Raw genomic sequence first — 25,998 nt, 5'->3', positions numbered from 1 at the left:
AGCGATTACGGCGCTCACCTGATGAGGGAGCAAGGGAACAGTCATGAGGGAAAGTTTGTCACGCGGCGTGGTGCGCAGCCTCGCCGCGGCCACCGCGATCGCCATCGGGGTGGCGCTCGCGGGCGGCACCGCCGGCGCCGGAATCGACAGCGCCAGCAGCATCGTCGACCACGGCGCGCGCACCGTGGAGGCCATCCAGGCCGACACCAGAATCGATTTCGTCGAGCCGCTGGACGGGAATCCGCTCACCCGCGAGTGGTTCCACCAGGGCCGCGCCGGCTATCGGGTCTCCGGCCCGGACGCCGCGGACTGGCACGGGCACATCACCATCGGCTACATGGTGGGATATCCCGCCACGCTCAACGGCAAGATCAAGTTCCAGTACTACACGCCCGGTCTCGGCGCCGAACTCGGCACCGACCCGAAACTCCAGGTGTTCGACCTGATTCCGCAGGTCGGCGTGGAGGTCGAGGTGGGCACCGGTCCCGGTATCCAGACCATCGAATGCGCCGGCGGCGACATCTCCGGCAGCGACGGGTTCATCCAGATGTCGGGGTTCCACGGCACCGTCACGGGCGTGATCGGGCAGACCACCATCCGGCCGTACGTGAAGGTGGTCAGCGCCGACGGCGACACCGTCTTCACCTACGGCCCGGTCTGGAAGATCTGACCTCAGCGCAGCAGATCCGGGCGCCGGCGCACCGTCGCCACCGCCCGGACCCGCACCCGCTCCCACGCCTGCCCCACCAGCCGCAGGTCACCGGCGAGCACGTCGGCGCGCGAGACCAGGTCGGGGTACTCCCGTCCGAGCCGGTGGTGGAAGCGTGCCAGTTCGGTCAGCTTGGACACCGTCGAGCTGCTGCTGCACAGGTTGAACGACGAATTGCGCCACGCGGCAAGGATTTCCGGCATGCCGTAGAAGACCCCGTACTCGCAGACCCGGGCGAACAGGTCGACGTCCATCGGGAAGACCAGGTCCCCGCGGAAGCCGCCGACGCGTTCGAAGTCGGCGCGCCGGAAGATCGCCGCCGCGGTGGGGCCGAAATCGGCGGGGCCCCGGCGCACGATGGTGCGCATCAGGGTCCGGGCCGGCTGAGCGCCGAGCAGTCCGGGCAGGCCGAGGTCGGTCTCCTCGACCACGCCGGCCTCGTCGATCACCTGGAATTTCGCCGAGCAGATCGCGATCGACGCGTCGTGCATGAGGTCGAGCTGGGACTTCAGCGCGCCGGGCAGCAGGATGTCGTCGGCGCACACCACTTTCACCAGATCGCCGCTAGTCACCGACACGGCCTTGTTCCAGTTGTCGCCGATCGGCAGCACGGTGTCGTTGCGGTGCAGGCGCACTCGCGGATCCTCGAAGGACCGGGCGATCGCGGCGGTGTCGTCGGCACTGGCGTTGTCGAGCACGTCCAGTTCGAACTCGACGTCCTGGTCGAGGATCGAGCGCAGCGTGGTCTCGAGGGTGCGCGCGGCGTTGTAGGCGGGAACGCAGACCGACAGTGTGCTCATTGCTCCCCCTGCACCGGGACGGTGGTGTGATCGCCCTCGACCAGCCGGAACACCCGGTCCAGCCCGGCGCGGGCGGCGTCGATCTGGGCGACGGCGCTGTGCTGCAGCGGATCTCGCAGTTCCGGGGCGGCGTCCCACAGTTCCCGCACCGCGGTGGTGAGGGTGCCGCGCAGGTTGTCGTCGTCCGCGTGCACCACCCGCAGGCCGGTGCCGAACATCTCGGCCAGGCCGTGGAACTTGTCGTCGTAGTAGCGCGACGCGGTGATGCCGACGGCCGGAATGCCTTGCGACAGTGCAAAGACCGCCAGGTGGTAGGCGCTGGTGACGACCACGCGGCAGCGCGACACCTGCCGCGCCACGTCCTCGGCGGTGCCGCCCCGGCCCACCGGACGGCGGGTGTGCGCGGCACCGGCCAGCAGGTGCCGCGTGCACTCCCGGTCCTCGGCGTCGTACTCGGAGATGATCAGCGGGCGCAGGGCGGCGTCGAATTCTGTTGCGCGAGCACGGATCACCTCGCCGAGCACCTCCCGGGCCACCGCGCCCACCCGGGCGTAGTAGGTGATCCGCAGGCAGACGCCGAGATCGCCGCCGATCTCGGCGCGGCGCAACCGGTAGGCGAGTTCGACGGCGTCGTCGCCGGTCACCATCACCCGCTCGGGCGCGACGCCGAGTTCGGCCAGCAGCTTCGGGCCTCGCCGGCCCTCGCGCAGCGCGATGAATCCGACGCCGGGCAGCACGCGCGCGGCGCGCTCGAGCAGTCGCGGATCGTCGATGGGGCCGAAGCCCTGCCCGATCATGGCGGTCGGAATGCCCAGGGACTGCGCGTGTTCGAGCAGATTGAGCGTGCGGTTGGCCTGATAGCGGTCCACATCGGTCATGTAGCCGCCGCCCTGGGCCAGCACCAGACCGGCCTGCGTCGCGGCGGCGGGCAGCGGCGGCTCGGGCGGCTCGGCGTGTTCGGTGTTGCCGCGCAACGACTTCCGCACGGCGCGCACGCGGGACTTCGGGCCGTCGGTGGCGGCGCGCCAGCGCAGCGCGGCGACCGCGCCGAGGCGGTCGGTGGGGTGCGAGCGCTCCCACCCGCCGCCCTCGCCGGCTCGGATCGGGTCCGCGCCGGGCACCAGCGCGCGCAGCACCCGGGGCTGTTCGGTGAGCATGCCGATCCGGGCCGCGGGCCAGTGTTCGCGTAGCCGCTGCACGGTGACGGTCATCATGGCGAGATCGCCGCGATTGCGCAGCCAGTATTCACCGTTCTCGACCAGTACCCGGATGTCGGCGGCACCCGCCCCCGCGCCGAACTTCCCCACTCTCGTCGTCCTTCCGCAGCCGGGACGCGCGCCCGGATCATGGGTTCGGAGAAGCAGCACTGCCGCTCGCGAATGTATCGCACGGCGTAGGGATTTCGCTACGCGTCAGCCGTTCGGCCCGGCGGCGCGCAGCGCGGCGGCCAACCGCTCCAGCAACGGCGCCACACCGGCGTAGGAGAACCGGTACACCGGGCTCCACGGCGACAGCGCGCCGGCGCGCACCGCGGGCAGCGTGCGCCACAACGGTTTTCCGGCCAGGGCGTCGGGTTGCAGGGCGCTGGAACGGTTGTCGAGCAGGATGAGGTCGGCCGCGTACCGGTCGGCGTTCTCCCAGCTGAGGCTCTCGTAGAAGCCTTGGCTGTCCACCGCGTCGGGGACGACCAGCCGCACGCCCAGTTCGCCGAAGTAGCTCAGGTCGGCCGAGGCGCGCGGATCGGACACGTAGAAGGTGTCGGGGGACGCGGACGCCGCCAGCACCCGCAGGCCGGGTTTCGCCGCCGCCGCGTCCCGCACGGCCTGCGCGGCGGCGGCGAACCGCTCCCGCGCCCGCACGACCGGTGGTGCGGCCGGGTCGGCCCCGAGCGCCGCGGCGAGTTGCTCGTAGCGCTCGAGGGTGACCGCGAGGGACCGCTTCGCCACGCTGATCGCGGCGACGTTCGGATTGATCGACTCGATCCGCGACCGGCTCTCGTCGGGCACGTACCACAGGGCGTCGGGCACGTACATGTCGGTGATCAGCAGGTCGGATTCGAGGGAGGCGTACTTCTCGACGTCGAATTCGCCCCAGGCGTTGCCGAGCACAGTGAGCCGGGCCGTGTCGAGGTCCCCGGCCAGCTCGGATTTCGCGCCGTTGCCCGCCGTCACGTCACCGAAGACGCCCGCCAGCCGGTCCTGGAGACCGTAGTCGGCCAGCGTGGCCGCGGCCCCGGTGAAAGCGACCACGCGGGACGGAATCCCGTTGGCGCGCACGGTTTTCCCGCGGTCGTCGGTGAACGACCAGGCGCCCGGCCCGGCGACCTCGTCGTCCGGCGCGCGGCCGCAGCCCGCGAGGGCGGCCAGGCCCGCCGCCCCGGCGGCCGCGAACAGCCCGCGCCGGGTCACGCGCGCGGTCTCGAGAGCAGTTCCCATACCGTTCCTCAGCTCGTCGACGGCATCCGGCGTAGCTATCCATCAGCTACGAAGGCAACCCTACCTATCAGCCGTGGAACGGGTCGGTGTCGGAGCCCGGGAGCCACGAGTGGCCCGGCCGGGTCCAGTCGCGCTGCTTGATCATCTTGCGGGCCGCGCGCTGGTGGCGGCCGATCAGCCGGGACAGGTAGAGCTTTCCGGCGAGGTGGTCGGTCTCGTGTTGCAGGCAGCGGGCCAGGTAGCCGGTTCCCGCCACGGTCACCGGCTCGCCCTCGACGTCGACGCCGGTGACCTTCGCCCACTGCGCGCGGCCCGTCGGGTACCACTCGCCGGGCACCGACAGGCAGCCCTCGCCGTCCTCGTCGGGATCGGGCATCGTCTCCGGGACCCCCGAGGTCTCCAGTACCGGATTGACGACGTAGCCGCGCTGCCGCACCCCGCGATCGACGAGGTCGTAGACGAAGACCGACCGGGGATCGCCGATCTGATTGGCGGCCAGGCCCGCGCCGTTGGCCGCGGTGTTGGTCTCGAACAGGGTCTCGACGAAGGCGGCCAGTTCGGCGTCGAACACGGTGACGGGGACGGCCGGGGTGGTGAGCCGGGGATCGCCGGCGATGAGGATCGGTCGGACAGCCATGCCGCCGAGGGTACTCAAATGTGAGTAGTCGTGTCAGACTGGGCAGGTGAACGAGACCCGGTTGTTCGTCCTCGCGGCCCTGGCCAAGCGCGGGCCCATGCACGGCCATCAGCTGCGGCGCGACGCCCGGCTCGACCGGGCCGACCTGTGGTCGCGGGTGAAGCCGGGCTCGCTCTACGGCGCCCTGCACCGGATGAGCGACGAGGGACTGATCCGCCCGCTGCGCACCGAACAGCCGGGCGCGCTGCCCGCCCGCACGGTCTACGAGATCACCGACGAGGGCCGGCGCGAACTGCGCGCCCTGCGCGACGAGGCGCTCACCGACGTCGCCATCCGGCCCGACCCGGTCGACCTCGCCCTCGCCGTCAGCACCGATCTCGATCCGGAACTGCTGCGCGGCTACCTGGCCGACCGCGTCACCGCCCTGCGCGCGCACCTGGCCCGGCTCGAACACCAGCTCGAGCGCCGCTGGCCGGACCAGGGCCCGGTCGACGATCTCGTGGTCGACCATGCCCGGATGCGCATCCAGGCCGAGATCGACTGGCACGGCAAGGTTCTCGACGATCTCGACAAACCGGGCCGCCGGGAGTGACCTGTAACGCCCGCGCGGGCGGCCCCGAACTCACCGGTGTTGATTGCACTGCGCGCGGGCCGCGCGGAACGGCCGAATGCGCTTAGACTCTCCTGCAAGGGGATGAGGCGTTCGCGACCGCGACCGCCGACGAGACGATCGCGGGGGTACGCGGTGGGTCCGGTACGTGTGCACATGACGGGTTCGGAGTGGTTCGCCGCGGCCCCGGGCGGGCTGAACCGGTACTTCACCGATCTCTACCTGTCCTGCGCGCGCCGACCCGAGATCGAGGTCACCGCAAGCGCTTTCGGCGAACCCCCGGCGGGCGCGCGCTCCTGGGGGCCGACCGGCGGCGGCACCGCGCGCCGCGCCGCACGGGCCGCGCGGGACCGCCCGGCGCGCGGCGCGATCCTGGACCGGCACTTCTGCCTCTACGGTCCCGTCACGACGGGTCCGCTGGTCGTGCACTTCCACGGGCCGTGGGCCGCGGAGAGCCGCGCGACGGGCGCGAGCGAGCGCGCGGTGCGCGCCAAATACCTGCTCGAACGCCTCCGCTACGCGCGTGCCGACCGATTCGTGGTGCTGTCGAACCACTTTCGCGACCTGCTGACCGCCGACTACCGGGTCCCCGCCGACCGGGTCGCCGTCATCGCGCCGGGGGTGGACCTGGACCGGTTCGCCGCCACCGAGCCGCTGCCGGAGGAGCCGCGGGTGCTGTGTGTGCGGCGGCTGGAACGCCGCATGGGCATCGACACGCTGATCGCCTGCTGGCCCGCGGTACTGGACCGGCGTCCCGGCGCCCGCCTGACCATCGTCGGAACCGGCAGCGCCGCAGCGGATCTGCGGGCCGCGGCGGCCGGGCGGCCCGGCATCGAGTTCACCGGCCGGGTCTCCGACGGCCGGTTGGCCGAACTCTACGCGCGCGCCCGGTGCACGGTGGTGCCGTCGCACACACTCGAGGGCTTCGGGCTGATCGCCCTCGAATCGCTCGCCGCCGGGCGGGCACCCGTGGTGTCCGACTGCGGCGGGCTGCCCGACTCGGTGCGCGGTCTCGATCCCTCGCTCGTCGTCGCGCCCGGCGATCCTGCGGCCCTCGCCGCTCGCCTCGCCGCCGCGCTCGACGGTGCGGTGCCGAGCGCGAAACAGTGCCGCGTCCACGCGGAGTCGTTCTCCTGGGACGCCGCGGCCCGGCGGCACGTCCAGCTCTACCGCGAACTGGCCGCGTCGTGAAGGCCGTCTTCGTCGCGCACACCGCGACGCCGTCCGGGGCCGAACTGGCCACACTGCGGCTGGCGGCGGCGCTGCGCGCGCACCTCGACACCGCCGTCGTCTACACCGCGGACGGTCCGATGGTCGAGCGCACCCACGCCCGCGGCATCGAAACCCGCGTGCTGCGCAACGATTTCGACAGCCGCGCGATGACCATCCGGACCGCGAGCGCCCGCCGCCTGCTCACCGGCGCGACCGCGCTGCTGCGGGTCGGCTGGGCGCTGGGCGCGACCGCGCGCGAGTTGGAGGCGTCGGTGCTCGTCGCGGAGAGCACGAAGGCGCTGCTGATGGGCGCGGTAGCGGCGCGCCGCGCCCGCATCCCCCTTGTCTGGCAGGTCCACGACCGGATCGCGCCGGACTACTTCGGCCGCCGTCTCGCCCCGCTGCTGCGCCTGCTGGGCCTGCTCGTCGCCGACGCCTACCTCGCCAACAGCCGCACCACCCTCGCCTCCCTGCGCACCGGCCGCAAACCCGCCGCCGTCGCCTACCCCGGCCTCGAACCGCGCCCGGACGGCGGCCCGCCGCCCGCCCGCGTGGCACCGGCGGGCACATCCTCCTCCGCAACCTCGCCGCCGGAGCGTGCCGGAGAGGAACTGTTGCCCGCCAACGGCATTCGGCCGCGTCCACCGGAGGAGACCGTCGTCGCGGTCGTCGGGCGGCTGGCGCCGTGGAAGGGGCAGGACCTGTTCCTGCGTGCCGTGGCGGCGACCCGGGTGCGTCCCGCGCGGATACTGCTGATCGGCGGCGCGTTCTTCGGCGAGGAGCCCTACCGGGCCGAGCTCGAGCGGCTGGCCGCGACATCGGGCCTGCCGGTCACCTTCGCCGGGCACGTCGAGGATCCGGAAAGCCTGCTCGCACAGGTGGATATCCTGGTGCACTGCTCGGTGCTGCCCGAGCCCTTCGGCCAGGTCGTCGTCGAGGGCATGCGGTCCGGCTGCGCCGTGATCGCCACCCGGCCCGGCGGGCCCGCCGAGATCGTCGAGCCGGAGACGAACGGACTGCTCGTAACCGCCCGCGACGCAACGGAACTCACCGCGGCCCTGGACCGCCTGATCGAAAACCCCGACCTGCGCGCGAAACTCGCCGACGCCGCCCGGATTCGCGCGCGGCACTTCGACATCACCGAGACCGCCCGCGTCGTCGCGGCGCTGCTCGCCTCGGTACGACCACCCGGAGGGCGACGTGACTGACTCCGACACCGGACACCCCGACTCCGCGACACCGCGCGGCCCGGCGCACAAACCGGTCAAACACGGCCTCGGCGCGGTGCTGCGCGACATCGGCTACGTCAGCTTCGGCAAGTACGGCCAGTACGTGATCACAGTGGTGACGCTGCCGCTCATCTCCCGCCTGCTCGGCCCGCACGGCGTCGGCCTGCTCGCGATCGGCATGTCGGCGTACTTCATCGGCTCGCTGGCCGTCGACCTCGGCATCACGTCGTTCCTCGCCGCCAAGGTGCACGACACCCCCGGCGAGGCGGCCTACGTCGACCGCCTGCGCGGCACCTATCTCGCCATCCGCCTCGTCACGCTGGGCTCGCTGGGGCTGGCCCTGCTCGCGGGTCTGGCGATCGGCGTGCCGCCGCCGTTGCACATGATCCTGCTCGGCCTGTTCACCGGCGGGTTCTGGTCGATCTCCGAGGACTGGCTGCTGATCGGCCAGGGCCGGTTCGGCGCCTCCACGCTGTATCAGGGCGTGGGCCGCATCGGCTACCTGGTGCTGTTGATCGCGCTGCTCCCGCATTTCCCCAACGCGTCCGTGGCGATACTGTGCCTGCTGGTCTCGTCCGTGCTGACGGTCGCACTGACGTGGTGGGATTCCCTGCGCACCTATGGTCTTCCGGCCCGGCCCGCCCACGTGCGGCAGATCGTCCGGATGGGCGCGCCGGTCCTGACCTCCCGGGCGCTGGTCACCAGCTACGGCCAGGGCTCGGCGGCGGTGTACTCGGCGGTGCTCGACGCCGCCTCGCTGGGCCTGTACTCCGCCGGGGACCGGCTGGTGCGGGCCATCCAATCGATGCTCGACCCGATCGGCTTCGCGCTGCTCCCGCGAATGGCCCGGCGCAGCGGGGAGAAAGTCTTCTGGCACAACGCCGTTCGCTCGCTGGTCGCCTGCCTGGGCGCGGCCGTGGTGGCGGTGCTGGCGGTCTGGGCGCTCGCGCCGGTGCTGATCCACGTCATGTTCGGCAGCGCCTTCACCGACGCGGTGCCGCTGCTGCGGGTCGAGGTGCTGATCCTGCCCGCCACCACGATCACCTCGCTGGTCACCACGGCGGTGCTGCCGGTGCGGCAGGACACCGTCGGGGTACTGATCGGCGCGGTCGTCGGCACCTGCGTCGCCGCGGGCGCGCTGTTCGTGGCCGTGCACACCGAATCGGTGTGGACGCTGGTGTACGGCACCGTGTGCGCGGAGATCTCGGTCGCGACGTGGTACGTCGTGCGGATGCGCTGGCTCATCGTGCGCGAACGCCGCACCCGCACCGAGCAGACTCCGGTCACGGTGCCCGCTTACGAACCCGGCGAGGGGGACCGCGCATGAGAATCCTGTACGTGGGCGACGATTGGGTGGGCAGCAACGCTCGCTCCCTGGCCGACGGGTTCCGCGAGGCCGGGCACGAGGTGGTGGTCGTGGACACCACCGCGGTCACCCTGCCGAGCAGGCTCTCCCCGCCGTGGGTGTACGCCAAGCTGGCCCGCCGCCGCGCGCCGTGGTCGGTCGACGCGGTGCACGACGAGATCGACGCGCTCGCCGCGGATTTCGCGCCCGATCTGTTGTTCGCCTTCAAGGCGGTGCACCTCGACCAGGCCCGGCTGCTGTCGGTCCCCGCCGCGCTGCGGATCCACTACAGTCCCGACGACGTCGCCAATCCCGAGAACATCACCGCCGAATACCTTGCCCACGAACAGCTTTGGGATCTTGTCGTCACCACCAAGCGCCACAATGTGGCCGAACTGCGGGAGCGCGGCGCGCGGGCGGTCACCTTCGTCGCCAGCGCCTACGACCCGGCTTGGCATCGGCCCTGCGCACGGCGCGGCCCCGAGCACTACCTGGCCGGTTTCATCGGGGCCCGGCGTCCCGACCGCACCGCGCTGCTGACCGAGCTGGCCCGCGAATACGGTGACGCACTGGCGATCTACGGACCCGGCTGGCGGCGGGTCCGCCCGCTGTGGCGCACCGGGGCGGCCGTGCGCGGCCCGGTGTACGGGGAGCACTTCTCCACGGCCGTCGCCGCGATGACGGCCAACCTGGTCCTGCTCAACTCCGCCAACCGCGACACCCACACCTGTCGCAGCTTCGAGATACCCGCCGCCGGTGGGCTTTTCGTCGGTGAGCGCACCGACGAGCACGCCCGGTTGCTGACCGAGGAGTCGGAATGTTTCCTGTTCTCCTCCCCCGCGGAACTGCGCGCGATCCTGGATCGCTGTGCGCGGCACCCGGACCAGGCCGCGAAGGTCGCCGAGGCCGGATTCCGGCGCATCACCGCGGGGCGTAACCGGTATGTCGACCGCGCCCGCGAGATCATCGCGGCGATCGGGTAACGGCCGGGCCGCCCACGCGACATACGGGTGATGAAGGACATGGGGTGATGGGCGCCGCGCCGCCCGAAGTATTCCTCGTCGCAGGGGCTTTGGCGAGCATCGTGGTCGCCGGGATGTGGCTGCCCGGGCCGATCAGGGTCTTCCTCGTCGCACAGGCCGCGCACTGGTCGCTATCGTATGTCGCGCGGCCCGCGGTGCTGCTGTGGGTGCAACCGGAACCGCACTACGGCGACAACGTCCCCGACCCGCGCCTGGCGCAGCTGGGCTACGACACCGGCATCGCGGTGGTCCTGCAACCGGTGGTCTTCGGACTGTGGCTGTACGCGGGACTCATTGTGGCGTACGCGATCTGGACGCGGCGGCGCGCGCCGCACGAGGCCGCCGACCGGTCCGGCGGCGACACCGCGTTCTTCGCCCGCGACCCGGTGTTCACCCAGACCATGTGGGTGCTCTACGCGCTCGGCACGCTGGGCCGGTTCGCCGCCGTGGCGACCGGGAACAACGGCCGCGCAGGCGAATTGGAGAGCCCGAACCCGATCATCAACCTGGTCACCATCCTCGCCACGCTCGGCGCGGTGGGCCTGATCGTGTACGCCCGGCCCGCCACCGCGCGCACCACCGTCCTGCTCGTCGGGGCACTGACCTGCGGCGAGCTGCTGTGGACGGCCGCCGTGCAGTCCAAGACCCCGATCATGGGCGCGGCGCTGGCGATCGCGGTGCGCTGCGCCATGACCGGCTGGACCCGGCTGAAACTGGCGGCGGTGCTGGTGATCACGGTGCTCGGCATCGGCGCGTTCGGCTGGCTGCAGGGATTGAAGGCCACCGAGGCGACCAAAGCCGAAGCGGCCGTGGCTGATTCCGGTTACCCGGCACCGGTCCGGCCGTTCCTGAGCCTGCTGCGCCGGTTCGACGGGCTGGAGGCGGCCACCGACGCCTACTACGCCGGACCGCACTCGTGGCTGACGCCGTCGGAGGTGCTCCAGCACGCGGCGCAGAGCCTGGTGCCCTCGCAGCTGCTCGGCGCCGAGAAGTTCCGGTCCGGGGCGGCGTGGGCCGACCAGGTGCGGGGCGGCTCGGTGGACATGAGCAAGGTCTCGGTCTCGCTCGCCGAGGGAAATATCAACGAGGGCTACGTGCTGGGCGGGTATCTCGGTGTCGCACTGGGCGTTTCGATCACCTTCGTGCTGCTGCTGATCTGGTCGCGCTCGCTCTACAGCCGGCAGGTGCCGCTACCGGTGTTCGGCCTCGCGCTGATCGAGGTCCCCGTGCTGTTCGAGCGCGGCATGCTCGGCACCGCCGAGACGCTCGGCAAATATCTGCAGGCCATGGTGCTGGTCTGGTTCGCCTATCTACTGATCGCCGAAATTCGGCGGCAGAGCACGGCCCGCACGAGGCCCGCCGCGCTGCCTGTCGCCGGGAAAACGAGGGCAGGGCAATGGGTTTGATCGACATCTGGCGCATCGCGCGGCGACGCTGGCCGATTGTCCTGACCGCGCTGCTACTGTGCACGGCCGCGGCCTACGGTTACTCGAAGTCCCAGCCCGTCACCTACACCGCCTCCAGCAGCTGCTACGTCTCGATGGCGACCGGAACCTCGGTCAACGACTCCTACCAGGGCGGGCTCGCCGCCCAGCAGCGCGTGCGGTCCTACCTCGAGCTGGCCGGCAGCGAGACGGTGGCCCAGCGCGTGAAGGACCAACTCGGCCTGAAGGAGTCGACGGCGTCGCTGCGCGGCCGGATCACCGCCGCCTCGCCGCCCGCGACCACGGTCATCGTGGTGAGCGCGCGCGACAGCACCGCCGACGGGGCCCGGGTGCTGGCCGACGAGGTGGTCTCGCAGTTCCGGTACATGATCGCCCAGCTGGAGACCATCCAGGTCGACGCCGCGCCCGCCGCCCGCGTCGCCGTGGTGGACAAGGCGCAGCTGCCGACCGCGCCGAGTTCGCCGCAGAGCAGCCGCACCCTGCTGCTGGGCGTGTTCGCCGGGCTCGTCGTCGGATTCGCGGCGGCGTTCGCGCGCGACCGGCTGGACCGGCGGCTGCGCGGATCCGCCGATCTCGAGGCGATCCTGCCGGTGCCGATCCTGGGCATCATCGACGACGGCCGGCCGGGCGCGCCCGGGGAACTGCGCCGGCTGCGCACCCGGCTCGGGCCCGATACCGCGGGCGTGCTGCTGACCTCGCTGTCGCAGCGCTCGCAGCCCGCCGTCGCGGCGGACCTGGCGCGCACCCTCGCCGACTGCGGCGACCGGGTGGTGCTCGTCGACGCCGACACCACCGGGCAGGGCAGCTCGGGCCGGATACCGGTCCAGGCCACGGCGGGCCTGGCCGAACTGCTGCGCCACTCCACCCCGCTCGACGACGCGATCACACCGTGGGCCGAGGCCGGCGTCAGCGTGCTGCCGATCGGCGTGATCGATTCCCGCACACCGGATCTGCTGGCCTCGGAACGGTTCGCGGAGATCATGTCCAAGCTGCACAGCGAGTTCGATCGCATCGTGGTCGAGGGGGCGCCGATCAGCGCGGCGGCCGACGCCATCGTGCTGGCCCGCCACTGCGACGCCGTGCTGGGCGTGGTGGAACTCGGCACGGCGACCGTGCCGCAGGTGCGCGGCGCGCTGGCCACCCTGGGCACCGAGGCGAAGCTGACCGGCGCGGTCGCCTTCACCCCGGCCGGCGGCACGATGCGAGATGTGCTGGCGCGCTTGGGGAGACGCGGATGACCGGCGCCGGCGAGGCGGGCGGCGAGGCCGTCCGGCGGCGGCGCCTGCTTGCGGTCACGCTGGGCGTGGCGACCGCCGGATCGCTCGCCGCGTGTTCCTCCGACGACTCCGCGGCCTTCCGCTCGCCGTACGTCACCGACGCCCCCTCGGCCCGCAACGTCCGCGATTTCGGCGCGGTCGGCGACGGCCGCGCCGACGATACGGCCGCCGTCGCCGCGGCCGCCGCGGTCGGCGACCGGCCGCTGGTGATGTACCTGCCCGCCGGGCAGTACCGGGTCTCGCGCTGGCCCGACCTAGCGGACTACGCGACCGTGCTGGGCGACGGCGCGGATGTCACCACGATCCTGTACGAGGGCGACGACACGCTGGTCACGCTGCGGCGACGGCAGCGCGTGCGCTTCGCGCGGCTGGGTTTCTTCCTCTCCGGGGAGGCGGGCACGGCGGTGCGGCTCACCGAGTGCTTCCGGTGCTCGTTCGACTCGGTGGTGCTGCGCGGCAACCATCTCGCGGAGAATTTCCCGCGCTACACCCGTCAGCGCGGGGTGGTGCTGGAGGGCAACACCGGCGGCACCGCGTTCATCGACTGCGACGTCAACAATTTCGGGTACGGCCTGGTGACCTCGTGCATCCAGAACTACGTCACCTCGTCGAAGTTCACCAGCAACCGGATCTCCGTGCTGGGCACCGGGAGCGACCACAACGCCGGATTGGCCTTGACCAACGTCGAATTCGTCTCCGACGAGGATCCGCGCACCACCGACCGGCACGTCGTCGTCGACGGCGCCGCCAACGACTGGTGGTTCACCAACGTCTGGTTCGAAGGCGCCGACACCGCGCTGGCCATCGGTGGCGAGCGCGGCGGACCGGCCCAGTTCGGCATGGTGAACTGCAAGGTCGCCGCCCGGCGCACCTGCTTGGAACTCACCCGCTGCCGCCAGCCGTATCTGGCCAACGTGCAGTTCGATCCGGATTCCGACACCCCGCCGACCGAGGTGCGCATCGATCCTGCGGGGTGCCCGGAGGGGACGGCGATCAATCTGATCTCCGGTTCGCACGACGACATCGATCCCCGCGCGTTCCCCGAGGGCTGGCACGTCGTCGGCCGCGGCCGCGTGCACGGGGCGCGCTTCGCCGGAACGGTGGTGGCCCAGGCCGCGCGGCCGGACGCCGACGTCCTGCAGGTGCAGGATCAGGACGGCACCGTGGCGGCCGCGGTACTGCCCGGCGGCGCGTGGCTGTCCGAGCGGGCCGGCGGCGGTGTCGTGCTGCGTGACTCCGCGGGCGGGTACTGGCGGCTCACGGTCGGCACCGACGGTGCCGTGCGAACCTCGTCGCTGGGCGCCCAGCGGCCACGGTCATGACCCGCGGGGCCGCGCCGTTGGGACCGGCGTACCTGCACGGCAGCACGGTGATCGTCCGCCCGCCGCGCCCGGACGACCATCCGCACTGGCGGCGGATCCGGCTGCGCGACCGCGCCCTGATCGAGCCGTTCTGGTACAGCTCGCGCCTGGACTGGGCGGCCCGGCACACCGAAAAGCAGTGGATCCGTGAGTATCTCGTCAGCCGCGCCGAGGCCCGCGCGGGCCGCCGGGTGCCCGGTGTCATCGAGGTCGACGGGCGCTTCGCCGGGCAGTGCGAGCTATGCTCGATCGATCTCCGGCGCGGCACCGCGGAGATGAGCATCTGGATCGACTCCCGCATCGCGCGCCACGGATTCGCCGGTGTCGCAGCGGGATTGGTGCTCGACCACGGTTTCGGGGCGCTCGGGCTGCAACGCGTCATCGCCCCGATCTCGCCCGGCAACGTCGCGGCCGCGCACGGCGCCGCCGAGATCGGGTTCGTCCGGGAAGCGTTGATGGCGCGGTACTTCGACGCCGGTGGCGCGCGCCGCGACCACGAACTCTGGGCGCTCACCACGGCGGAGATCCCGCCGGAAGGCTTCGCCCAGTGGTGGATTCGGCGGGTGTGCGCCAAACAGCCGGAAGGGACTTCCGCCTCTATACCCGCTAATGCCGGGCGCACGACCATGGTACCGGGTTCGGCCGAGTCGGCCGGCGTCGACTCGGCCGAACAGCAGGGGGCTCGCCATGGTCGTGCATCCAGTGCCGCAACGATTTTCGCGGTCGCGTGCCGCCTCGCGGCCGGGCGGTTGTGGCGGCGCACGGAGGCACTCCGGGGCGGATGTCCGGTATGCCTGGAAATACCCGGGTATCCCCGGGCCGTGCTGCGCAGCCGCCGGGTGTCCGACCGACCGGCCTGGCTGGCGGCGCGACGACGCAATCCGCAGTACTTCGCCGGGCTCGACGGGTCGCGACAGGCCTGGTGGCGCGAGCTCGCCCGCGGCCACGGCGGGCTCCGCTCCCCCGCGGGCCTGGTGCTGGTGCTCGATGTCGACGGTATCTACGCCGGCGAGGCCCGGCTGTGCGACCTCGACATGTTCGACCGCAACGCCCGGATGTCGGTGTGGGCGGATCCCGCGTACGCCGACGACGGCGTGCGGGCGACTGCTACCCGGGCGCTGCTCGACTACGCCTTCGGCACGCTCGGACTGTTCCGGGTGGCCACCGAGATCGACTCCACCGACTCCGAATCCGCGGCCGTCGCCGCGCGGGCGGGCCTGGTGAAGGAGGGAATCATGCGCAACTGCCCCGGTCCCACCGGTCGGCGCGCCGACCACGCGCTGTGGGCCCTGACCGTCGGACCCTCGAACGAGGAGCGAACATGATGCGGAACTTCGCTCGCAGCAACGACATTCAACGACGGCTGCACGAGGTGGTGCCCGGCGGCGCGCACACCTACGCCCGCGGCGCGGACCAGTACCCCGAGGGCATGGCGCCGATCCTGATGCGCGGCAGCGGATGCCGGGTGTGGGACTGCGACGGCAACGAGTACGTCGAGTACGGCATGGGCCTGCGCGCGGTCACCCTGGGCCACGGCTACCGGCCGGTGGCGGAGGCGGCGGCGCGGGCGGTCGCCGACGGCCTGAGCTTCTCGCGGCCCACGAAGCTGGAACTGCTTGCGGCCGAGGACTTCCTGTCCCTGGTGCCGGGCGCGGACATGGTGAAGTTCGCCAAGAACGGGTCCGACGCCACCACCGCCGCGGTGCGCCTGGCTCGCGCGGTGACCGGGCGCGAGGTGGTAGCGATCTGCGAGCAGCCGTTCTTCTCCGTCGACGACTGGTTCATCGGCACCACCGCGATGAACGCCGGGATCCCCGCGACGACCTCGACGGTGCGCTTCCGCTACAACGATCTCGACTCCCTGGCGGGCGTGCTGGCGACGGCCGAGGTCGCCGCCGTCGTCATGGAGGCCGCCACGGCGCTGAGCGAGCCCGAACCCGGCTATCTGGAGGGTGTGCGGGCGCTGTGCGACCGGCACGGGACGCTGCTGGTGTTCGACGAGATGATCACCGGGTTCCGGTGGTCTTCCGGTGGGGCGCAACGGGTTTACGGCGTGACGCCGGACCTGTCGTGCTGGGGTAAGGCGATGGGCAACGGCTTCCCGATCTCGGCGCTGGCGGGCAAGCGGGAGTTCATGGAGCTGGGCGGGCTGCGCACCGAACGCGACCGGGTGTTCCTGCTGTCGACCACGCACGGGCCGGAGACCGGGTCGCTGGCCGCCTTCCGCGCGGTGGTGCGGGCCTACGCCGACACCGATCCCGTCGCGCACATGGAGCACGCCGGGCGGCGGCTCGCCGACGGGGTGAACAAGATCGCCGCCGAACTCGGTGTGGCAGAGCATCTTCAGGTCATCGGGCGGCCGTCGTGCCTCATCTTCAGCACGCGCGGTCCGGACGGGCAACCCTCCCAGCCGTTCCGCACGCTGTTCCTGCAGGAGCTGCTCGATCGTGGTGTGCTGGGGCAGTCGTTCGTCACCTCCGCCGCGCACACCGACACCGATGTCGACGTCACCGTGGACGCCTGCGCCGAGGCCGCCGAGATCTACCGGCACGCCCTCGACCGCGGAACTGTCGAGGGACTGCTGCGCGGCCGACCCGTCGCCCCCGCGCTACGGCGCACGGCCGCACCGCGATACATCGATCCCGCCGAGCGGGCCTGCGGGTAGGCGCCCCCATGGTCCCGGGCCCCGCACTCACCGATCCGCCGCAGACCACCCGCCTCGCGATCGTGCACGAACGCTTCACCGAGTACGGCGGCTCGGAGGCGGTGGTCGCCGAACTGCTTCGAATCTGGCCCACCGCAGACGTTTTCGCTCCCATCGTCACGCCGTCGTGCGCCGCGGAGGTGCGGGCCGCGGCCCACTCCCCCGGAGATCGCGGCTCGCGCTCCGCGGGCTCGCCGGACGGCAGGCAAGGCCCGAGCGTCACCGCTCCGCACCGGGTCGCGGCGGCCCACCTCGCCGATAGCGTCGATGCGATGCAGCACAACAGGTTTCATGGCACCTGGTTGTCCCGTGCGCACGCGTTGACAGGCGAGCGGTCGCACGCGCCGCTGCTGCCGCTGGTGCCGCGGGCCTTGCGGCGGCTGCCCTTGCGCGGGCGGTACGACGCCGTGCTCGTCAGTCATCACGCGTTCGCCACGCAGGCGGCGCTGGCGACCGACGCGCCCGTCATCGCCTATGTGCACAGCCCGGCGCGCTGGGCGTGGGACCCGGCCTTCCGGGCGCGCGAAACCGGCGGCGGCGCAGGCCGATTCGCGCTCGGCGCGCTCGGGCTGCTGGCGCGGCGCGGTGAGCTGCGGGCCGCGCCGCGACTGAGTCACGTCATCGCCAATTCGCGGGCGGTCGCCGAGCGCGTCCAGGAGTGGTGGGGCCTGGATTCGACGGTGGTGTATCCGCCGGTTCGGGTGGACCGGTTCGCGCCGGATCCGACCGTCGCCCGCGAGGACTTCTTCCTCTTCGCCGGGCGGCTGGTGCCCTACAAGCGTCCCGATCTCGCGATCCGCGCCGCCCAGCGGGCCGGGGTGCGCCTGGTCGTCCTGGGCGGCGGCCGCTACCGCGCCCAGCTGGAAGCCCTCGCCGGTCCGGAGACCACCTTCCTCGGCGCGGCCCCCGACGACGTCCTGATCGACATGTACCGCCGCTGCCGCGCCCTGCTCATGCCGGGCATCGAGGACTTCGGCATCGTGCCGGTGGAGGCCATGGCGTGCGGCACGCCGGTGCTGGCCGTCGGCGCGGGCGGGGCCCTGGACACCGTGATCCCCGGCGTCAGCGGCGCCCACCTCGCCCCCGGCGAGGACACCGCCGTGGTGACCCGATTCGCCGACGCCATGCGTGAATTCGACTCCGCCACTTACGATCCCGACACCATCCGGGCCCGTGCCCTCTCCTTCTCGCCCGCCGCCTTCCGCACCCGGATCGCCGGTGTGGTGGCGCGCACGCTGACCTGAGCGCCGGACCGCCGCGCGACCGGTAACCAACCGTGGGAACCGATGCGACAATCGGACATCCGGGACGGTACGGTGAGCGGTCGACCTGCCGCCGTGGCGGGCACGGATTCCTGGGAGGGGAATCGTCTTGGACATGAATCAACAACCGCCGCAAGGCTTTCCGCCGCAGGGTCCGCCGCCGGGCGGTCCCGCGCCGATGCCGGGCGGCAACCAGTTCGCGCCCCCGCCCCAGCAGCAGGGCACGAACGGTTTCGCGATCGCCGCGCTGATCCTCGGCATCCTCGGCGGGGTGTGCGGGCTCGCGATCGTCTTCGGCGTCATCGCGCTGGTCCAGATCAAGAAGACCGGTCAGCGCGGCCGCGGCCTGGCGATCGCCGGCCTGGCGCTCACCACAGTGTGGATCGCCGTCGGCGTGATCGGCGCCGTCGCCGGCGTCACCAGCTCCAGCCACCGCGACTCCTCGGGCGAGGTCACCAGCGGCGGCTCGGAGTCGGTCACCCGGCTGCGCGAGGGCGACTGCATCGGCGGCATCGAAGACGGCAAACGCATGACCTCGGTAACCGTCACCCCGTGCGCCCAGCCCCACGACGGCGAGGTCATCGCCCAATTCGACCTCCCCAAGGGCACCTTCCCCGGCGAACCCGCCGTCTCTCAGCAAGCCGAGGACCGCTGCACCACCCAAATCGAACAGGCCCTGGCCAACAGCCCCCTGCTCGACCAACTCCAGGTCTCCTACCTCTACCCCGACAACAAGAAGGACTGGGACCGCGACCGCGGCGTAACCTGCCTCGTCTTCGAGTCCACGGGAGCGAAGCTCACGGGCTCGGTGCCCCGCTGACCGAACGGCACGCGCAACCACACCCACAACGGGGCACGACCTACAAGTCGTGCCCCGTTCACTGTAGACACTCCGGACCGGTGGTCGACCATTCGCGACATGGCCCGTTCCTAGGAACGAAACATTCTGTCCCTCAACAATTTCGAGCCTGGTCCGGCTTAACTCTTTTCACCTCGGCAAGCACCGACCAAGCCGCCCCTTACGCGCAGTACAGGCGCGATGCCGCTGCATCGCATCATGCGCCTCCGCAATACTCGTCACGCAGGCGCCACTGCTGCTCCAGCATGGCGTGCAAATCGTGGGCGACAGCGCGATGCCCTGCCATGGTGAGCCGCTTGACAACGGGACAACTACCGCTGTTCGTGGCCTAGCTGATGAACACGTTGGGGGCAACCACTGTGGTTGCCCCCAACGCTCAAGGGAGGCGGCTGCTCTACCGCTGAGCTAACGCCCCATGTGATGGAGCGTAGGGGGATCGAACCCCTGACCTTCCGCTTTGCGGGCCACCTGATTTGATTCGTGAGCCCCGGCCCCGTGACCGTGCTCGATAGCCCAACGACTTCGCGTAGAACAAGTCTAGCGCGACAGGCGCCCTCGCCGCCCCTGGTTCGTTTATGCCGACAGGAGGTGACGACCACGACCGCTTCCCGCTGTTCGAGCCGATGCCGACGGACAGCCGATTCGGCAAGTTCGGAGCTCATATTCCTGCGCGTTGCAGTCGTTCAGCCGAGTTCCCTGAGGACGTCGATGATGAGCGCGCGTGCGTCGCGGCCATAGACGGCGGCACCCTTGAGTACCTCGAACATCCGTGCGTACATGTCGATCTCGGCTGGCTGGGTGACTTGGATACTCGCGGTTGGTGTTTCGAGCGCGACGAGTTCGTTGTCGAAGATCCAGAACCCGGCCGAGGCGACCGCGTCGCGTTCGGTCATGAGCGGCACGATTCCGACCGAGATGTTGGGTAGCGCCATCAGTTCGAGGAGGCGGCCGAGTTGGCCGGCCTGTGTCTCGGCGGTGCCGAACCATGTTCGCAGAGCTTGTTCCTCGAGAACGACAACGAACCGTTTGCCGCCGCGCTGCAGGATCCGTTGCCGCTGCAGCCGGACGGCGACCGCGTCGTCGACATCGTTCGGGGTGCCGAGAAACCGAATCCAGAACCGCAGCATGGCCGCGGAGTATTCCGCCGTCTGGAACAGGCCTGGAATCACGTTGTGCTCGTAGATACGAAACACGTGGGTCTGCTCGTAGCGCTTCTGGGTGTGCGCACCGAGTACGCGTTTCATGCCCGCGCGCGATTGCCGCCGAAACTCGACGTACGCGGAATCGACCGCGCGCATCGTCGCGACGAGGTCGAGCGCCTGGTCGTCGGCGTCGCAGGCGCGGCACCAAGCCTGAATATCGGCGTCGGTCGGCAACTGAACGCCGTTTTCGATCTTCGATACGCGGGTGTAGTGCTGGCCCGTAAGCTCGCCGAGCGCCCGGATGGTCAGTCCCGCTTCCTTGCGGATGTCGCGGAGCCGACCTCCGAGCGCGCGCCGAGCTTCGTGCGCCGAACTAGACGGGCTGATACTCACGATGCGGAATCGCCAGAGCCCAAACCGACTCGAACGCATTGTGGCACAACGCAATATCGTGCTGGTCGCTCGATATGGTTTTTGCGATGCCGCGTCCGTTTCCTGCGTAGTGCAGGAAAACGACGGCGCGTTCGTCGAACAGATAGAAATCGTTGCCCGGAATGCCTATCGAGGACACCAACCGGCGCGGCGTCCACCGAATGTCCTCGCCCGCGTCGACCATCGGACCGGCGATGCTGTGCGACCAAAGTTGATAGTCACTCAACGGTTCCGAGACGATGCGAGCCCGGCGAACCCTGCGACCGGCCGCGGTGTGCTCACGCAGCGTCGAGCACCACCCTTGCAGCCATCCGAGGTCGTCCGGCTCACCGGCCGCCCACTGTGCCATGTGCGGAAGCTCAACCGTAGTACCGTAGGCGTCGCGGGTTTCGAGATGGTCCGAGCTACGCTCGAATTCGACTAGTAGGCGCTCGAATTCGTCGTCGCTGATTTCGTCCACTGCCCTCCCTTGCTATTCGAAGAACGGCACGAGGCGGTCGGGAATCTCGACGCACGATTCGCCTTCGGGAATGTTCATCTGTGCCAGCGTTTCAGGATCGTCTATTACCCAGCCCTGCACTACCCACGAACCACGATCGGTGCGGTAGAGCGTCGGTGAGCCGGTGGGGTTCGATCCCGGATCCTTGGCGACGAACGTTAGGCGCATGGTTGGCCCCCTGCCTACGATGTTGCGACTAGTTGCGGACTTGCAACACTCCCATGGTCACTGGCTGGGCACCGTAGGTCAAGCCTTTGTACTTGCGCGGCTGCGTTTTTCGGCGTTTTTGACTACTTGTCGCAACATATCGCAACTTCCTTCCGTCCGGACGGTCATCGTTCGTAGCTTCGAGGAAGCTCGCCGTCGAGCGTCGCGGATCTACGGCAGGCGCTCACCAATCGAACCGGGAGGGTTGTGCGATGTGGCTGGTTGTTCTATTGATTCTGGGGCTGATCGTGTTCACGATCGCCATGGTCGCGTTGCCCGCACGCGGCGAGCAGCCGCGGCCCACCGACTCGAGGAAGAGCCGCCGATGATGGACGGCCGCCTTCCAATCGCGCTCGGCTGGGTCCACCCGGAAGCGCCGGCGCTCGATTGGGGTACCGCTCAAGTCCGGCGACTTGCGCGGCATCTCGGTTACCGCCTGGTGTGGCCGCCGATCGCGAGCCGTATCCCGCTCGTCGATCAAGTGCGTGCCGTCGACGCTCAGGCCGTGATCACACCCTCAACCGACCATCTCGGCATCCTCACCCTGCACTCGGTGATGGGTCTCGCCGATGTGGAGACGGTGACACCGCGACTGTCGTTCGCGCGATGGCAACTTCAGTCGAAACGGAAGTGATTGCGGCGGCAAGCGATGGAGCACAGCCGTCTTCGGATGATGGCGGCCGACCGGTCCGATGGGGCGCGCCAGGGGAATTCGCCACGCCGATTTCCGGCGGGTGTGGCGTTACATGGGCAGGGCGGTGCTGGGGAACCAGGGGCGCCGGAGCAGCTGGAGATGTAGTGATGACCGACAGAATCGATGCGGGGTCGGTGCGCACCGGGCCGCGAGTGTGGCCGTTGGCCGTGTTGGCGTTGCCCGCGTTCGTGGCGATCTGGTCCGGGTGGGTCGGGCTCGGGGAGCTGACCGGGTTCGGGCCGGTGCATCCGCTGCCCGGGATTGTGGACGGGTTCACCGTCAACTCCGCGATCACGCTGCCGATCGGCATGGAGACCTACGCGACCTATGGGCTGTACGTCTGGCTGGGCGGGCGGATCCGGGCGGATCGGACGCGGGCCTATGCGAAGTACTCCGCGTTCGGATCGCTGACTCTCGGAGCACTCGGGCAGGTCGCGTATCACCTGATGACGGCCGCCGGGATGACGACCGCGCCGTGGCCCGTGACGGTGCTCGTGGCCGTTCTGCCGGTCGCGGTCCTCGGGATGGGCGCGGCGCTGGCCCACATGATCCTCAGCGAGCACCACGACCGTGAACCCGCCCATACCGATCCCGAACCGGTCCACGCCACGGCGGTCCGTACCGATACGCCCGACCCGGAACCCGCGCCCCAGCTGCCGCCCGGACCGGATCGGTGGACGCGGACCGCGGCGGCACTGTGCGCCGCCGACCCGGCGGGGCGGCGCGACCCGGTGAAGGTCGCCGAAGTGCTGCGGCTCAAGCACGAGGCGGGCCTGTCGCACGCGGCCATCGGCGCACGCACCGGCATGAGCAAATCCGCGGTCACGCGCCTCGTCACCGCGGCCCGAGCGCTGCCGAAAGCCGACGCGGCGACTCGACCCCGTCCGAAAGTTTGATTCGAGAGGACGGGCGCGCGGGTATCGTGAGACGGAAAGTTAGGTAAGCCATAGTTGTTGGGTGGGGCGGACCAGGGAGCGGAAGATGCCGGAGACCAGTACATCGACGGAGGCCGTACCCTTCTCGGCGCAGATTCGCAGCGCCACCGCGCGGCAGCACGCCGATGCGGAGAACTCGACGTTCATGAGCGACATGCTCGGCGGGGCCCTCGGGGTGGCGGCGTTCTATCGCTACACCGGGCAGCTGTGGCATGTGTACCGGTCACTCGAGGCGCACTGGGATCATCTGGCCGGAGACCCCGTCGCGGGGCCGTTCGTCCGACCCGAACTGGCTCGGCTGGCTCACCTCGAGGCGGATCTGGCACACCTCGGCGGCGACGGCTGGCGCGACGAGCTGGACCCGCTGCCCGCGACGGCCGACTACGCCGCCCGCATCGAGGAGTGCGCGCGCACCTGGCCGGCCGGGTACGTCGCCCACCACTACACCCGCTATCTCGGGGATCTGTCGGGCGGACAGGTCATTCGGGGCACCGCCGAGAAACTGTGGCAGTTGCCCAAACGCGGCGACGGGGTGCGGTTCTACGTCTTCGAGCAGATCCCCAACCCCGCGGCGTTCAAGCGGGAGTACCGCACGCTGCTGGACCGGCTGGCTGTCGACGATCTCGAGAAGCAGCGCGTCCTGGGCGAATGCCAGCGCGCCTTCGACTTCAACACCGCCCTGTTCCGCGAACTCGCGGCGGAGTTCCCGGTGCGGCGACAGGGCTGATCCCCCCACACTCCGCGTTAGCCGACAAGTAGCCACCTGCTCCGGGCGGTTACACCAAACCCATTGACACACATACCGAACAGCGCCTCAGTGGTGACAGGACATACATCACACGGGGCGCTCTTCTGTTGCGAGAACATGGGCCCGCCGCTAAAGTTACTCACCAGTTAGACACGAAGGTGTTTCTATCCAGGGCTCCCGCTTCCGCCGGAGAGCCCGACATCCCGCAACGTCCGCATCCACCGATGCATGTCGGGCGAACAGTGTTGCGCATCGGACGAGAACCCCTGCGCGGCAACAGGTTCGACAAGCCAGGAGGGACGATGGTCTCCTATCTCGTGACGGGCGGCACCGGTTTTCTGGGGCGGCGAGTGGTGCAGGGCCTGCTCGAACACGATCGCGACGCGGTGGTCCACGTACTCGTGCGGGAGGCCTCGGTCGCCAAGCTCACCGAGCTGGCCGCCGGCTGGGACGCCGAGCACCGGGTCTTCCCCCTCATCGGCGACCTGACCGCCGAAAACCTTGGGCTGCAAGACGATCCGCCCCGTGTCGAGCACATCGTGCACGCGGGCGCGGTCTACGACATGACCGCCGACGAGGAGTCCGCCTACGCCGCGAACGTCGCCGGCACCCGGTCGGTCGTCGCGCTGGCCACCGAGCTGGGGGCGATGCTGCACCACGTGTCGTCGGTCGCGGTCGCGGGCGACCACCGCGGCAAGTTCTTCGAGGACGACTTCGACCTCGGCCAGCAGCTGCACTCCCCCTACCACCGCACCAAGTTCGCGGCCGAGAAGCTGGTCCGCGAGGCGAAGGGCCTGCGCTGGCGGGTGTATCGGCCCGCGATCATCGTCGGCGATTCGCGCACCGGCGAGATGGACAAGATCGACGGCCCCTACTACTTCTTCCCGGCCATCGCCCGCCTCGCGGGCCTGCCCGCGGAACTGCCGCTGCCCCTGCCGGACCTCGGCGCCACCAACATCGTTCCGGTCGACTACGTCGCCGCGGCCATGGTGCGGCTGATCACCCGGCCCGGACCGAACAAACGCACCTTCCACCTGGTGAATCCGGAGCCGCAGCCGTTCGGCGACATCTACGCCGCGCTGGCGCGGGCCGCCGGGGCGCCCACCGGCCTGGGCACGCTGCCCGGCAGCAACGCCGCGCTGCGGGCGCTCGCGCAGGTGCCGGGCGCGACCGCGGTGCGCGATCTGCTGATGCAGCAGTTGGGCGTTCCCGCCGAGGTGGCACCGCACGTGTCCTTCGAGTCCGAGTTCGTCTCCGACTCCACCCGCGCGCGGCTGCGCGGCCTGCCGGTGCCCGCGTTCGACTCCTACGCCGACAAGCTGTGGGACTACTGGCGCGCGCACCTCGACCCCGATCGCGCGCGGCGCGTCGACACCGGGGACCCGCTGCGCGGCCGGATCGTGCTCATCACCGGCGCCTCCTCCGGCATCGGCCTGGCCACCTCGCACGCGGTCGCCCGCCGCGGCGCGACCGTGCTGATGGTCGCCCGCAACCTCGACGAGCTGGAGGCGGCGGCCGCCGCCGTGCGCGCCGAAGGCGGTGCGGCACAAGCGTATTCGTGCGACATCACCGACGAGAAGGCGGTCGAGCTGCTCGTCAAGCAGGTGCTCGCCGATCACGGGCACGTCGACTACGCGGTCAACAACGCCGGGCGTTCGATCCGCCGCTCGGTGCTGGACTCCACCGACCGGATGCACGACTTCGAGCGGACCATGGCGGTCAACTATTTCGGCGCGGTGCGGTTGATCCTGGCGCTGCTGCCCGCGATGCGGGAACGCCGGTTCGGGCATTTCGTGAACATCTCCTCGATCGCCGTGCAGACCAAGCTGCCGCGCTTCGCCGCCTACGTGGCGAGCAAGTCGGCGCTGGACACGTTCAGCGAGATCGCGGCCGTCGAGAACGCCGACGCGGGAATCACTTTCACCTCGGTGCGGATGCCGCTGGTGCGCACGCCGATGATCGCGCCCACCGAGCTGTACCGCTCGATTCCGGTGCACAGCCCCGAGCAGGCCGCCGATCTGGTCGTGCGCGCCCTGGAACAGCGCCCGGCCCGCATCGACACCCCGATCGGCACCTTCGCCCAACTGGTCGACACCGTGCTGCCCTCGGTGAAGAAGGCCATCCTGCACCGCGGCTTCCGTATGTTCGGCGACACCACCCCGGCACGCGCCACCGACGCCACCCCGGCCCGGAACACCGACGCTGCCCCGGCGGATGCCGACGCCGCGCAAAGCGCCGACGACACTTCGGCGGCAACGCCCACCACCACGACACGGACGGTCCGGGCGACAGCTTCCACACGAACCACCGAGGCCGCCGCACCCACCCGCAGCCCCCTGCTCGCCCTGGCCCCGGTGGTCCAGCCCTTGATGAGCCTGCCCGCCCCCGCCGCCCGCGTAGCGAACCGAATCCCCGGCCTGCACTGGTGATTTCG

The 25,998-nt window shown here is 70.6% G+C and carries 24 protein-coding genes; 17 read left to right on the top strand and 7 right to left on the bottom strand.

The features are described 5' to 3' along the window. Positions 1 to 43 precede the first annotated feature (43 nt). Positions 44 to 670 carry an MspA family porin gene (locus IU476_RS32945; protein ID WP_195106233.1) on the top strand — a complete coding sequence of 209 codons (627 nt, stop codon included), beginning with the start codon at positions 44 to 46 and terminating at the stop codon, positions 668 to 670. Between the two features lie 2 nt (positions 671 to 672). Here IU476_RS32945 and IU476_RS32940 read toward each other — a convergent pair whose 3' ends face one another. The 4 genes from IU476_RS32940 to IU476_RS32925 form a co-directional block, all read right to left on the bottom strand. Beyond that, a complete protein-coding gene (locus tag IU476_RS32940) occupies positions 673 to 1,509 on the bottom strand; it encodes a glycosyltransferase family 2 protein (protein WP_195106232.1) in 837 nt (278 codons plus the stop codon). Continuing rightward, positions 1,506 to 2,816: a polysaccharide pyruvyl transferase family protein gene (locus tag IU476_RS32935; protein WP_324194517.1), complete on the bottom strand. Its 1,311-nt coding sequence runs from the start codon at positions 2,814 to 2,816 to the stop codon at positions 1,506 to 1,508. The genes IU476_RS32940 and IU476_RS32935 overlap by 4 nt, the downstream gene beginning before the upstream one ends. A gap of 105 nt (positions 2,817 to 2,921) precedes the next feature. Then, positions 2,922 to 3,944 (bottom strand): ABC transporter substrate-binding protein, encoded by a 1,023-nt coding sequence (locus tag IU476_RS32930; RefSeq protein ID WP_195106231.1) that lies wholly within the window; start codon positions 3,942 to 3,944, stop codon positions 2,922 to 2,924. Between the two features lie 67 nt (positions 3,945 to 4,011). Continuing rightward, entirely contained in the window at positions 4,012 to 4,581 is a 570-nt protein-coding gene (locus IU476_RS32925; RefSeq protein ID WP_195106230.1) for a peptide deformylase, read from the bottom strand. Between the two features lie 46 nt (positions 4,582 to 4,627). On the opposite strand from IU476_RS32925, the gene IU476_RS32920 reads away from it, so the two are divergent. The 12 genes from IU476_RS32920 (at position 4,628) to IU476_RS32865 (ending at position 18,868) form a co-directional block, all read left to right on the top strand. Continuing rightward, positions 4,628 to 5,173 carry a PadR family transcriptional regulator gene (locus IU476_RS32920; protein WP_195106229.1) on the top strand — a complete coding sequence of 182 codons (546 nt, stop codon included), beginning with the start codon at positions 4,628 to 4,630 and terminating at the stop codon, positions 5,171 to 5,173. 174 nt (positions 5,174 to 5,347) lie between these two features. Continuing rightward, positions 5,348 to 6,382: a glycosyltransferase family 4 protein gene (locus tag IU476_RS32915; protein WP_195106228.1), complete on the top strand. Its 1,035-nt coding sequence runs from the start codon at positions 5,348 to 5,350 to the stop codon at positions 6,380 to 6,382. Then, a complete protein-coding gene (locus IU476_RS32910; protein WP_195106227.1) occupies positions 6,379 to 7,611 on the top strand; it encodes a glycosyltransferase family 4 protein in 1,233 nt (410 codons plus the stop codon). The genes IU476_RS32915 and IU476_RS32910 overlap by 4 nt, the downstream gene beginning before the upstream one ends. 76 nt (positions 7,612 to 7,687) lie before the next feature. Continuing rightward, positions 7,688 to 8,959, top strand: coding sequence for a lipopolysaccharide biosynthesis protein (locus IU476_RS32905; RefSeq protein WP_195106308.1), 1,272 nt, complete (start codon positions 7,688 to 7,690; stop codon positions 8,957 to 8,959). Beyond that, a complete protein-coding gene (locus IU476_RS32900; RefSeq protein ID WP_195106226.1) occupies positions 8,956 to 9,960 on the top strand; it encodes a CgeB family protein in 1,005 nt (334 codons plus the stop codon). Before IU476_RS32905 ends, IU476_RS32900 begins: the two co-directional genes overlap by 4 nt. A 47-nt stretch (positions 9,961 to 10,007) precedes the next feature. Next, entirely contained in the window at positions 10,008 to 11,405 is a 1,398-nt protein-coding gene (locus IU476_RS32895) for a hypothetical protein (protein ID WP_195106225.1), read from the top strand. Continuing rightward, positions 11,396 to 12,682, top strand: a complete 1,287-nt coding sequence (locus IU476_RS32890) for a tyrosine-protein kinase domain-containing protein (RefSeq protein ID WP_195106224.1) — start codon at positions 11,396 to 11,398, stop codon at positions 12,680 to 12,682. Before IU476_RS32895 ends, IU476_RS32890 begins: the two co-directional genes overlap by 10 nt. Next, positions 12,679 to 14,043 (top strand): glycosyl hydrolase family 28-related protein, encoded by a 1,365-nt coding sequence (locus IU476_RS32885; RefSeq protein ID WP_195106223.1) that lies wholly within the window; start codon positions 12,679 to 12,681, stop codon positions 14,041 to 14,043. Before IU476_RS32890 ends, IU476_RS32885 begins: the two co-directional genes overlap by 4 nt. Continuing rightward, positions 14,040 to 15,407: a GNAT family N-acetyltransferase gene (locus IU476_RS32880; RefSeq protein WP_195106222.1), complete on the top strand. Its 1,368-nt coding sequence runs from the start codon at positions 14,040 to 14,042 to the stop codon at positions 15,405 to 15,407. The genes IU476_RS32885 and IU476_RS32880 overlap by 4 nt, the downstream gene beginning before the upstream one ends. Further along, the gene (locus IU476_RS32875; protein WP_195106307.1) at positions 15,407 to 16,747 is read left to right on the top strand and encodes a glutamate-1-semialdehyde 2,1-aminomutase; all 1,341 of its coding nucleotides are present in this window, start codon (positions 15,407 to 15,409) and stop codon (positions 16,745 to 16,747) included. Before IU476_RS32880 ends, IU476_RS32875 begins: the two co-directional genes overlap by 1 nt. Positions 16,748 to 16,755: 8 nt before the next feature. After that, complete coding sequence (locus IU476_RS32870) at positions 16,756 to 18,030, top strand: glycosyltransferase (protein ID WP_195106221.1); 1,275 nt, start codon at positions 16,756 to 16,758, stop codon at positions 18,028 to 18,030. Positions 18,031 to 18,163: 133 nt separating this feature from the next. Next, a complete protein-coding gene (locus IU476_RS32865) occupies positions 18,164 to 18,868 on the top strand; it encodes a DUF4190 domain-containing protein (RefSeq protein WP_195106220.1) in 705 nt (234 codons plus the stop codon). 722 nt (positions 18,869 to 19,590) lie between these two features. Here IU476_RS32865 and IU476_RS32860 read toward each other — a convergent pair. Genes IU476_RS32860 through IU476_RS32850 form a run of 3 tightly spaced genes read right to left on the bottom strand, consistent with a single transcriptional unit; the run spans position 19,591 to position 21,148 of the window. Further along, positions 19,591 to 20,442, bottom strand: coding sequence for a helix-turn-helix domain-containing protein (locus IU476_RS32860; protein WP_195106219.1), 852 nt, complete (start codon positions 20,440 to 20,442; stop codon positions 19,591 to 19,593). After that, positions 20,423 to 20,941, bottom strand: a complete 519-nt coding sequence (locus IU476_RS32855; protein WP_195106218.1) for a DUF6879 family protein — start codon at positions 20,939 to 20,941, stop codon at positions 20,423 to 20,425. Before IU476_RS32855 ends, IU476_RS32860 begins: the two co-directional genes overlap by 20 nt. Before the next feature lie 12 nt (positions 20,942 to 20,953). Beyond that, positions 20,954 to 21,148, bottom strand: a complete 195-nt coding sequence (locus IU476_RS32850) for a hypothetical protein (RefSeq protein WP_195106217.1) — start codon at positions 21,146 to 21,148, stop codon at positions 20,954 to 20,956. 364 nt (positions 21,149 to 21,512) lie between these two features. On the opposite strand from IU476_RS32850, the gene IU476_RS32845 reads away from it, so the two are divergent. The 4 genes from IU476_RS32845 (at position 21,513) to IU476_RS32830 (ending at position 25,993) form a co-directional block, all read left to right on the top strand. Next, entirely contained in the window at positions 21,513 to 21,821 is a 309-nt protein-coding gene (locus IU476_RS32845; RefSeq protein WP_228824700.1) for a hypothetical protein, read from the top strand. Between the two features lie 167 nt (positions 21,822 to 21,988). Next, positions 21,989 to 22,777, top strand: a complete 789-nt coding sequence (locus tag IU476_RS36525; protein WP_228824699.1) for a helix-turn-helix domain-containing protein — start codon at positions 21,989 to 21,991, stop codon at positions 22,775 to 22,777. Positions 22,778 to 22,862: 85 nt separating this feature from the next. Continuing rightward, the gene (locus tag IU476_RS32835) at positions 22,863 to 23,543 is read left to right on the top strand and encodes a biliverdin-producing heme oxygenase (protein ID WP_195106216.1); all 681 of its coding nucleotides are present in this window, start codon (positions 22,863 to 22,865) and stop codon (positions 23,541 to 23,543) included. A gap of 323 nt (positions 23,544 to 23,866) precedes the next feature. Then, on the top strand, positions 23,867 to 25,993 hold the full coding sequence (locus IU476_RS32830; RefSeq protein WP_195106215.1) for an SDR family oxidoreductase: 2,127 nt from the start codon (positions 23,867 to 23,869) through the stop codon (positions 25,991 to 25,993). Positions 25,994 to 25,998 lie beyond the last annotated feature (5 nt).

It is taken from the genome of Nocardia blacklockiae, from assembly GCF_015477355.1.
Classification (GTDB): Bacteria; Actinomycetota; Actinomycetes; order Mycobacteriales; family Mycobacteriaceae; genus Nocardia; species Nocardia blacklockiae.
This window is presented reverse-complemented; position numbering and strand designations above follow the sequence as displayed.